5 protein-coding genes are annotated in these 11,745 nt (G+C 38.3%); 1 reads left to right on the top strand and 4 read right to left on the bottom strand.

The features are described 5' to 3' along the window. From GZ996_RS10870 to GZ996_RS10880, 3 genes are all read right to left on the bottom strand, one after another. On the bottom strand, positions 1–6,124 hold a 6,124-nt coding region (locus GZ996_RS10870; RefSeq protein WP_162012053.1), incomplete at its 3' end, for an isopeptide-forming domain-containing fimbrial protein. A gap of 39 nt (positions 6,125–6,163) precedes the next feature. After that, positions 6,164–8,506: a G5 domain-containing protein gene (locus tag GZ996_RS10875; RefSeq protein WP_162012054.1), complete on the bottom strand. Its 2,343-nt coding sequence runs from the start codon at positions 8,504–8,506 to the stop codon at positions 6,164–6,166. 126 nt (positions 8,507–8,632) lie between these two features. Beyond that, complete coding sequence (locus tag GZ996_RS10880; protein WP_162012055.1) at positions 8,633–9,211, bottom strand: TlpA family protein disulfide reductase; 579 nt, start codon at positions 9,209–9,211, stop codon at positions 8,633–8,635. 1,125 nt (positions 9,212–10,336) lie between these two features. On the opposite strand from GZ996_RS10880, the gene GZ996_RS12005 reads away from it, so the two are divergent. Next, entirely contained in the window at positions 10,337–10,726 is a 390-nt protein-coding gene (locus GZ996_RS12005; RefSeq protein WP_238386428.1) for a transposase, read from the top strand. A 247-nt stretch (positions 10,727–10,973) separates the two neighbouring features. Here GZ996_RS12005 and GZ996_RS10890 read toward each other — a convergent pair. Next, positions 10,974–11,745, bottom strand: a 772-nt coding sequence (locus GZ996_RS10890) for a mucin-binding protein (protein WP_162012056.1), incomplete at its 5' end; no start/stop codon positions are given.

Raw genomic sequence — 11,745 nt, forward strand, 5'->3', positions numbered from 1 at the left:
CTTTCGCGAAGTCTTTCATTGTCGCAGTCACAGTTTGACCGTCTACTTTCACATCGAAGAACTTAGCGGCGTCACCTGTGATGCTTGGTGTTCCTTTAACCATCAAGTCTTTGTCAAGCGTATCCGTGATGACGAATTTCTTGTACTTAACGATATCCGTAGGGATTGTTGTCTTAATATTGTACTTGTAATCTTCTTTAGATGGGATATCTAAGTGATCAAGTGTATCATTAATTTTCTTCGTAAGCGGTGGTGGCGTTACCGTTACTGGCGGTGTTGGTGGCGTTTCCTCATCAGGTTCACCATCTTGACGAGATTTATTACGATATTGAACTTTCGCTTGGTTCGGAATACCATTTTCATCTTCTTTAACAGTCGCATCTTTCTTCACTTGAGCAGTGATAATCAATTCAACTTCTTTAGCCGCATAAGCTTTCGCTGCTTCAAAATCAGTGATTTCAGCTGTGACGGTTTGACCAGTCACTGTTACTTTGAAGAATTTAGCTGCCTCTCCCTTAATAACTGGCGTACCTTTAACAGCCAAACGATCATCAACCTCATCAACAATATTGAATTTCTTATAAGTAGAAATATCTTTTGGCAAGGTGGATTTAATGTTGTAAGTGTAGTCTGCTTCTGGCAATACGACTGCGCTATCAAGTGTTTCATTAACCTTCTTAGAAACATTTGGAGTGTCACCTGGTGGGGTAACTGGAACCTCTTCAGTTTCTTTCTTCTGACTTGGTTTATCACCAACAGTCAAAGTGGCTTTATTCGGGATAGAACCAGCTGTATTATCTGCTGTTACATACTTAGCAAGTTCTTCACCTTTAACATCTTCTTTAATGCGAGCCTTGATTTCTAATGAAATCTCTTTGCCTGCATACTTAGGAAGATCATCTTTAGCGATGGTTGCCGTAACAAGACCTTTTGCCTTATTTGCATCCGCAACGCCTGTTACTTTGATAGCTTTGTCTTCTTTACCTGCCGAGAGAACTTTAATCTCTTTAGCAGTCAAGATATCTTCAAGGTCATCACTAATCTCAAACTTAGTCATACCTACTATATTTTCAGGAACAGTTACTTTCACACGATAAGTAAATTCTTGACCTAAACTTGCAAGATTTAAACTTTCCTGATCATCAACTGTTTTCTTAGGAGTCGGTGTTTCATCTGGTGGAGTTACTGTTACTGGAGGAGTACTCAATATGTGTTCTTCATTATTTGGTTTCACACCAATTTTAACAGCTTCATTAGGAATACGTTTATCCTTAACCCCTGCTTTAATATGTGCCGGAATATACAAACGTAAGTGATACTTATCATGAAGCGTCTTCATCTTGTTCTCTGGAACTGTGACAATTATTTTTTTCGTTGGCTGACCATTCACGCTAACATCTACAATTGATAGTTTGAAGTGATCATCAATATATTTCTGATCCTCTTCTGTAGCTGGCTGCCCATCATCGTGAACGGCAACAATGAATGGTTGTTCTTTTTTAGACAACTCTAAACGAGGATCCAACGTGTCCTCCATTCTCCAAGATTTATATTCAAATATATTTGATGGAAGAACAGTATCCACTACGTAATTGTAGTCTTTTTCGTTCTCTACGTTAAGATGATCCACAAGAGGTTTAGGATCAGTTTTAGAATAAACATCCTCAATTTTCTTCGTAATCTTAGATGGAGTTGGAGGCGGTGGCGTTACCGTTACCTTATTAGACTCCTTACGGATACGATTACCAATTTTATAGGAAGCAACGTTTGGAATCTCAGCATGGTTCGTATCATCACCATATTTTTCAGAATGATTCTCTTTGACATAACGATATTTCGTCAAGTCAGCTTCATTGTTCACTTGTGCCAAGAATTCAATCAGAATTGGTTTACTCTCATTGTTCTTGATATGTTTTTCAACAAAGCTTGCTGTCACAACAGGATGTGTTGCACCATCAATTTTTTCCTCAGTTACTTTTACAATCTCTTTAAGATCTTCACCAGTGTAAGTATGGTCTCCAACCTTCACTGTGATTTGTTCAATCGGCGATGCCAAATGAAGGACCGGTTCCAAGATATCAGAAACCGTAAAGTCTTTCGCATTATACGGCATCGTTGTTTGAATAGAGTATTTAAACAACTCATATCGACCAGTTAAGTCATGGTGTTCCTTATCTTGAACCTTTTTCTTAATTTCAGGCTCATTGATAGGAGGGGTCACAGTTACCGTATTTGACTTAACCTTTGGTTTATTATCTACTTGAATTGTTGCTGTATTCGGTGCTTTTGGCAAACCACTCGCTTGATCCAAATATTCGGTCAAACTTGCTCCTGCTTTAAATTTAGCCGTGAAAGTTAATACAATCGGTTTCTCAGCATATTCTTTAATTTGCTCTTCAGTAAGAGTCACACTAATCGTCTGCTTATTCAAGTTCTGTTTATCAACTTTAACTTGCTCAGCAGGAATAGTAACAATTCCATTATCCGTAGTAATTTCAACCTTACGTGGATATGTATCACTAATCGTATCTTCGATATCCATTTCAGGAATCACGGTATCTTCAATTGTAAATCTATACGCACCTTTTGGAACTACACTCTTAACAGTATAGACATACGGGTCGTTCCATACAGCAATCTCGATATCCTCACCCGGTTTATTAATTTTAGCAGTATATGTGCCTTGAGGTACACCATCTGCCTCACCTGCTTCACGACTCATAACTGTAGGTTTCACTTCTTTTTCCACTGGAGGTGGTGGAGTGACTGTTACTGGTGGAGTCGGCGGAGTTGGTTTTCCGTTATAATAGACGGTTACAGTATTTTCAATTGTTCCTGTCGCACCTTTTTTAACGCGAGCACGAATGACCATGTGAACCACATCGCCTGCTTTCACGCTCTTGAAGCTTGTTGATTTCATACGTGAATAAACAACGTTTTGCTGTTTGCCATTGACGTCTTCTGTCTTCACTTCAACATCAAAGTGCTCTGCATCTACATCCACCATACGTACTGGTGCATTTAGCTTATCGAAATTAATTAATTCCAGTCGTTCATCAATAACATCTTTAATAACATATTCATGGGCTTGATTAATATCATTTGGTAATGTAGCAAAGACATCATATTCAAAAATCTCACCCTCACCACTATCTGGATCAATCCCTGTAACTAGACTCTCTTTATCTTTATTAATCCGTTTCGCTGCGGCAGGAGAATTTGGACTAACCGTTACTTTGTTAGATTCTTTTGGAGTACCATTAAGAGTAACTTTGGCAGTATTTGGTACTAAAATCTTACCATTATTGTCTGCGTAGCGAGCAAGAACTGAATTATCTCGGATACGAGCTTTAATACCCAATGTAATCACTGGAGGGTTGCTATTCCCCTTGTTCAGATTCTCAATTTCAGTATTGATACGACGAAGAGTAAGCTTGCTTAATTTCGTTGCATCCAATTCAAAGAAGACACGGTCACGTTTTTCACCAGCTACTTCAACCGTTTCTTTTTTCAAATATTTTGTCAATGTAGTAGATTCTTTACCATTGACAAAGACCTTGTCTTCACCTGAATCATTTAATGACATCAACTCTGGTACAAGAACATCTTCAATGATATAATTGTCAAACAACCCTGGCCAAGTTGAATTGATTTGGTAGTAGTACTCATCCAATCTCGTTGGTAATTCTAAATGTTCTTCACCATTATCCTTAATCGTTTGACTCACTTTTTTCGTAATGTCAGTTTTTACTGGAGGAACAACATAGACCGCATTTGAACGGCGAGTTTGAGCCGTTTTATCTTGTGGATCAGCCGTATTCCCGTTCCAAACGATTTGAGCCTGGTTATAAAAACCTAAACCACCGTTTTCGGTCATCATTGATTTATATACATTTTCATTTCTTTCAAACGTATATTCATCTTTTATCTTAGCTTTTATAACAAGATTATATACTTTAAATTTATGCCCGCCATACTCACCTTCATTAACGGTTGTTGTTTGAACACCTTTTGACTGAGGCACAGTCGCATAAATTAACTTTGTATTATTCCCTGAACCATCTTGGACATCTTGGCTTGCAATTGTAAAATTGTTTAACTTGTTACCATCAGCATCTGTTACATAGGCATCTTGATAGTCAATACGATAATCTAATTTATCTACCAACATGACATTCTTATCCATTTCAAGGGGAATATTATACATGTTGTAGCGAACTGTATAAGTGAAAGCTTCCCCTTGGTCAGATAAAGTAGCTGCATAAGTTGGGCGAGAAATACTAGGTTCACTCGCTTTCAACAACGGATCTTCTGCTAAATTACCTGTTTTGCCATCATCACCGTTCGTATCATTTGAAATATTTGCGTCCTTAACATCCTTTGTGACACGTGGATAACAATACTTCAAATCTGTGACTTCAACATTTACTGGATCTTTGCTACCAATTTCCGCACTTTCATAATCACCGACTTTAAATTTACCAACCAATTGACCAACTTCGCGTTGAACTTTCTGCGGTGTATAGTCTGCTGGTGGCTCAGTCTCATCGGCTTCACTGAGATTCTCGGCTTCTTCTACCCGTTTCAATTCATAATCAAAATCATTATTACCTGGATTAAAGACGCTCTCCGGAACAGCAATTGTCACTTTTCTTCCATCTTGTTTAACAGTTCCACGAATTTCAGTTTCTGGGTTCTTAACTTCTGATACAACTTTCTTCTTGTTGATTGTAACCGATTCAACTTTGTAACCCTCTGTTACTGTAAACTCACCTTGTACATCTTCTTTAACAAGGGCCGATGTTACTGCTTTTAGAATTTTCTCAGAGAAGCGATCAATATTTTGTTCATTAACATAGAAACTTGCTTTCTCTCCCGTAGGAAGAACACGATCTGGAGAAGCTACACTGCGAATGGCTTCATCAAAAACTTTTCTAACAGAACGATTATCTCCAGTGTTCAAAGTGGTTCCAATATCTGGTGTTCCAAAATCATTTAAGTAAGCCTTAAAATAACCTGTAGCTACTGTAAATTGTGCTTGGTCTTCCCAAAATCCAACAACAACTGTTGCATCATCACCCAGTTTGGCTTTTAATTCAGCCCCCTTAGCTTTCAACTCCTCGGCGCGTGTCAAATACGGCTGAGCAAGCTCCGGCCAAACGTAGCTTCCATCCGCAGCTCTATTAGCCCAATCATTAATTAGCTGCCCCGTACGATCCAAACTACGGTCTATATAGACTCTGCCATCTGTTCCCCTGTAACCATTGGCAACTCCGTCTGTAATTAATAGAAAAACAGTTTTCCTATTGTTAGCCATGTCGCCTTTTATTTTATTATATTCAGCGATTGTGTCATCAATTGCTGGTACCGTTGGCGTCCCTCCATTTGTATGGAAGGAATTGATAGCTTTGTCGATCTCTGCTTGCGAACTCAATAACGGTGTTTTAGTAAAGTTATAGGCATAATCGGAATCCGTTCGATCGATATTAAAAGCTGTTCGAGCATAGTCATCCTCAGGAGTCAATCCAACGCCATTTTTCACAATAGTACCACGGGCATAGATTCCATTCAAGTTGATGGGATTGTAATCATCATTCGGAACAAAATAATAGCCTCCATTTGAGTATATTTTGTATCCTGGATAATAGACATCTTGGTTAATTCTTTGATAATTACCCGAGGTACTAGGAATAAAACGAGAAGTATAACGTGTAACATCAATTCCTCGGTAAGTATTGATCATTACCCTATCAGTAGTTTTAGGGTCATTTGTAAAAACCAACTTCGGATTTGTTTCATCATATTTTTCTCCGTCAGCTAAAGGAGTCGTTAGCTTTTTTAATGCCGCTTGAACTTCGTCAATTGTGTCTACAAAAGAGCCCGAAGTATCCTGTAATATGACCAAATCAACTGGCTGACGTGGCATCTTCCATTCAACTTTTTCAGTCGTCTCAATTTTAATTGCACAGCCATCTTGAGTAGCTTTTGTATGAATTGTCTGTGAATTCACAACATTACCTAATCCTGTAGCCGAAGCTGACAAACCTAAAGCCAAATTGAGTAGCAAGGGAAACAAGATGGTTATAGTACCGATAAAACCAATTAACCATTTAGTTTCTTTCATTTTCAACTTCTTTTTCATATTTATTTATCTCTTTCGGTTTTACCTTTCTCGTTTTCGAAACCTTATCAATTCTGCTACTGTAGCTAAAACAATAGCACCAATGATAGCAAGTACTGAACGGCTCTCCCCTGTTTTCGGCAAGTTAGCCTTGTTTTCTTTTACTGGAGCTGCCTTAGGGAATGTTGTTTGGTTCTCGGTTGATGATTGGTTTACTTTAGTACCAACTTCGACAATCTTAGCCAGTGCTTCTGTCGTCGTATCTGACTTCACAACTCGCTTGGTTTCAACACCATCTACTGTTGTCACAGTGTAAACAATGGTACGAATACCATTTTTACCTTCTTGAATCACGCGTATCTCACCTTTGGCTAAGTCGGCATTCTCACGGGTTTCTTGAGTAAAGGCAATAACTTCTGTTTTTGTTTCTTCTTTAACAACAGGAGTTACAATTGGGGTCGCCGGAATGGTCGTTACTTCCTTAGTTCCGATTTCAATAATTTCAGCAACAGCAGGTACAGTTGTATCTGAGACAATTGTACGACCTACCTCTTTGCCATCTACTGTTGTCACAGTGTAGACAATCGTACGAACACCATCTTTACCTTCTTGAATCACGCGGGTCTCGCCTTTTGGCAACTCAGCGTTCTCACGAGTTTCTTGAGTAAAGGAAATAACTTCTGTTTTTATTTCTTCTTTAACAACAGGAGTTACAATTGGGGTTGTCGGAATGGTCGTTACTTCCTTAGTACCAATTTCAATAATTTCAGTAGTACCTGGTACAGTTGTGTCTGAGGCAATTGTACGTCCTACTTCTTTGCCGTCTACAGTAACCACTTTGTAGACAATAGTACGAACGCCATTTTTACCTTCTTGAATCACGCGGGTCTCGCCTTTTGGCAACTCAGCGTTTTCACGCGTCTCCTTCGCAAATGGCACCTCTTCTGTTTTTGTTTCTTCTGTAACAGTTGGAGTCACAATCGGAGTCCACGGAGTTGTTGTCACTTCCTTCGTTCCAACTTCGATGATTTCTTCAACTGCTGGAGTAGTAATCACATTCGACACTTCCTCACGTGATACTTCAACTCCATCTTGTTTGACAACTTTATAGGTAATTGTACGGATGCCATCTTTACCAGCTTGAACCACACGTGTTTCACCTTTTGGCAACTCAGCGTTTTCCACAGTACGGCTAGTATACGCTACTGCTTCTGTTTTAGTTTCGGTTGTTTCCTCAGAAATTGGGGCAACTTTGGTACCAATTTCAGTGATTTCAGCGACTGATGGAACAGTTGTGTCTGAACTCACTGTACGATTCACCTCTTTACCATCTACTGTAGTCACTTTGTAGACAATCGTACGGACACCATTCTTACCTTCTTGAATCACACGAGTTTCACCTTCTGGTAACTCAGCGTTTTCGCGGGTTTCTTTCGTAAATGGAATTTCTTCTGCCTTTGTCTCTTCCGTAACTACTGGAGTTACGATTGGCGTCCATGGAATTACCGTAACTTCCTTAGTCCCAACTTCAACCACTTCTTCAACCGCTAGCGTTGTAATTGCTTCGCTTACTTTGGTACGTTCTGTTTCAACACCATCTACAGTACGAACGGTGTAAGTGACTGTTTTAACACCATTTTTACCAGGAGTAATTACTTTGCGTTGACCTTTTTCAAGATTTGGATTTTCAACTTCACGAATGGTGTATTGGATCGGTTCTTCTACTTTAACCTCTGAGACTAAGACTACTGGAGCTTTCTTCGTTCCGTATTCAATAACAGTGTCCACTGCTTGTGTTTCAATCGTACGGTTCACTTCTTCTCGTTTGTACTCAACCCCATCTCTTTTATAGACTTTATAAGTGACAAGAGCCTTACCTGGTGTCCCTTCTTTACGTACCTCATTACCTTCTAAGATATCAGCATTCGGGACACGCCTTTCTTTTGGTTGAATTTCTTCACGTACCACAATTTCTTCGGTTGTTTCAACTGGATTAGGTTGTGGCATTGGTGCAGTACCATTAAGTTGTGCATACAGTACTTCAATTTTTGCTACAATATCACGAGAAGCTGTTTTATTAATTTTTTTCAATACTTCCAAATTAATTTCATCAAGAACGCCTATAACGAGTTCTTTATCATCTTCTGTATACTCGGGATCATTGATTATTTCTAGCGCTTCTTGGTATTTAGTTTTCGCTTTTTCAATTTCACTTGTCTCAGCTACATCTGGAACATCTTCATCTGCTGGTGGTTCTTCTGCCGATACCAATGTTGCTTTATATGAAAATTGACCATTTTGAATACCGACATTAGTCAAAATAGTTGTTGAGAACAACGTCACTACTGATGCCAGTGCAAATTTTTTCATTTGCTTTTTATCCATTCATAAACTCCTTTTGTGTTTAGCTACACTTGGTAGCACTGTCAATCCTTTTGAACTTCCTAAACCATTCAAAAAGGGTAGTGTTCACAGTTTTAACCTTGTAGAGATTAAAAAAGCATTCAAATACTATAAAATATTTTTCAACATTTCTTCCAAATCTCTCTCCCTTAAACCTCTAGCTTCAACATTAACCTCTTTGACTACACCATCAGCAGTGACAAAGAGAAGAGTCGGAACGTTCTCAATTTGTAATTGAGAGGCCGTTGCTAGTTGTTCATCATAGTAATAGGGAAACGTAAACTGCTTGTCAGTAATATAGCTCGTCACTGCTTCACGGGTTTCTTGACCATCCGCAGTACCTGTGGCATTAGCAAAAATAAATGTCACCTTACCACTATATTTGTCGTAGAGGTTTTGCATCATTGGCAAAACACGTTGACAATCTGGGCACCAACTGGCCCACTGTACATAAATCATCGGCTTGTCTTTAAACTGTTCTGAAGATACTTCTGTTCCATCGCTGGCTGTTAAGGTAAAAGTCGGAAGTTTTTGACCTTCCAAATCATAAACGGCCGGTTTTGAGAGCGTTTTAGTATCACTAGTTGGTGCATATCTGTTTTGCCCTTGATGAAAGACATAGGTCAATCCAGCTGTTACCAATATTAAGGACAGTATTAAAAAGATGAAGCCTTTATATCTACTCAACAGAGACCTCCTCCCTTATCTCATATTTGTGCATTAGTCATTGTAACAGATGAAAATGCCTTATGGCAAGTGTTTTGAGTTTTTTTTACCAAATTATTTTATTTTTATTGCAAACTTTATACATAAATAAACAATCACGTGATTTGTGTGCATTTAACCAAGACTCTATCAAAATCGCCTATCCGCAAATCAACTTTATCAGAATTTCACATCAATCCCTTTTGAATAAAATTGGAGAGTATTCAAAAAGAGGCATGGGCGCATACAGTATAACTAGATGCAACTTTGAGAACAATTAACCAACTTTTTAAACTGCATATTCCTATTTATATTATCAATTTTTATTTAGTACTCATCTCGTACAAATTTTGTACATCTTAAGTTGCCAAGAATAATTCCTCCTCGTGACCTCATCCTTCATTTTAACCGCTTTCACAAAAAACGAACATTCATAATCTAACATTTCTCACCCACTGCTATTTTTACAATCATTCTAGAGAAGGTTGAGACAAAATATCTCAACCTTCTCTTTTTGATAGTAATAACAGATCGACGCAGTGGTTAATTGGAGGTCTGCAACTAGACACTTCTTTAATTTCAAGTGTCCACCTAAAATAATCCACTGGACTATTTTATTAACACGTATCGTTAGCGGTCATCCTATACGAATGTGATGAACAACGATAACACATTAAGGAGATTTTTATGAAAAAGTTACAAGCCTTACTCATCGTTCCAGTAACACTATTGCTGGTTACTTGCTCCAAATCACCTAAGGATGAATTTCTTAGTTTGATGAAAGAGCAACAAAAGCAAGACAAAGCCTCTTACGACTATACCATCAAGGTAGATGACGCCAGCGGTGAATTATTTGCTCAACTAGAGCCCTTCAAAGGCAAAGCAATCAAAGCAATTGCTTCTCAAGATTTGAAAAAAGAACTCGTTGGTTTGACCGTAGACCTATCAGACTTCGACAGTAGCTTTTCTGATTTTGAAATGATTTATTCAAGAGACAAGGCTTACATGAATGCCGTTCCATTTGCTCAGTTTGCTCAAATCTCTGGTGGAGCAACCGAAGAGCTAGATGATAAATTCTTAGACATTGAAGAAATTTCTGGAGAAGATATGCCTTCTTTAGGCCTTCTTTCATCAGAAAGCTCATCTAATACCGAAATTCTTGAAGATCTTGATGCCAAACATTTCACTAAAGATGGAAATAACATCTCCGTTACGATCACTATCGACGAATTGATTGATTTATGTGCAAAAGCTAGTAAAAAAATGACGAAAAAGGTTGCCGAGCAACTTAAAACGTATACTGACCTTGCCAAAGCTATCACTAACGCCATTGAATTGCCTTATTCTAATGCTAAACTTGAGGCCACTAACAAACTCATCAAAGATATCAAGCGCAATGCTTTTGGTTACAAGAACTTTGACAATTTCAAAAAACGTATCTTAATCGCTTTGAACATCAAAAAAGAGAAGACGACATTCGTCTCCTCTCGTCTTTAGCTATAAGTCCCCCACTACAGTTGACAAAGAGCCAAAACTTCCAGAGTCAACAAAGACTTTGGAAGTTTCAATATACTCTGTTATTGGACGCTTACGAACTACTTAGTTTCCCAGTTATCAGAATTCTTATGTTAGCTTACTCTCCAAATATTAAAGTGCGATTTTGTCAACCGCTTTAAAGAGTCTTATCGCTATCTGACATCTAATCTCCATATTTTACTTTTGATTTAATGAGAAAAATCCGGAATTAATTCCTAATCTTCTTGTCTTTTTTAGGGTTAATAAGAAGAAATGAGCAACTAGCAAGCAAAGTAGCGCCTATTATGCTTAGATTAGAAACCTTGTCACCAGTTTTAGGTAGTTGAGAAAGCTCCAGAGATGATTCGGAATTTATTGGTGATTTAGCTATAGCAGCTTTAATAAGTGAGTAGGTCACTGTTTCTACACTATCTGCACTGTCTGGTGATACAGTTTTTTCTGCAATTTCTGTTTGAGTAGTTGTGTAGTTCTCAAGAACAGGAGTATTCACTGTTTCCCACACTGCTTTTTCTGTTTCCCAACTTCCGTAAGTTTTCTCCCCAGTGACATCATTTATGGATACTGTTCGTGTGAAGTTTACGGTTTGTATAGTGCTTGGTGCAATTTCTTTCCCATCACTATCTACATATTTGATTGTTCTGCTAACCGTTTTGTTTTCTGTTGTTTGAGAACTTGTTGCCGAGTAGATCACTGTTTCTACACTATCTGCGCTGTCTGGTGATACAGTTTTTTCTGCAATTTCTGTTTGAGTAGTTGTGTAGTTCTCAAGAACAGGAGTATTCACTGTTTCCCACACTGCTTTTTCTGTTTCCCAACTTCCGTAAGTTTTCTCCCCAGTGACATCATTTATGGATACTGTTCGTATGAAGTTTACGGTTTGTGTAGTGCTTGGTGCAATTTCTTTCCCATCACTATCTACATATTTGATTGTTCTGCTAACCGTTTTGTTTTCTGTTGTTTGAGAACTTGTTGCCGAGTAG

Source organism: Streptococcus sp. S784/96/1 (assembly GCF_902729355.1).
In the GTDB taxonomy this organism is placed as follows: Bacteria; Bacillota; Bacilli; order Lactobacillales; family Streptococcaceae; genus Streptococcus; species Streptococcus caledonicus.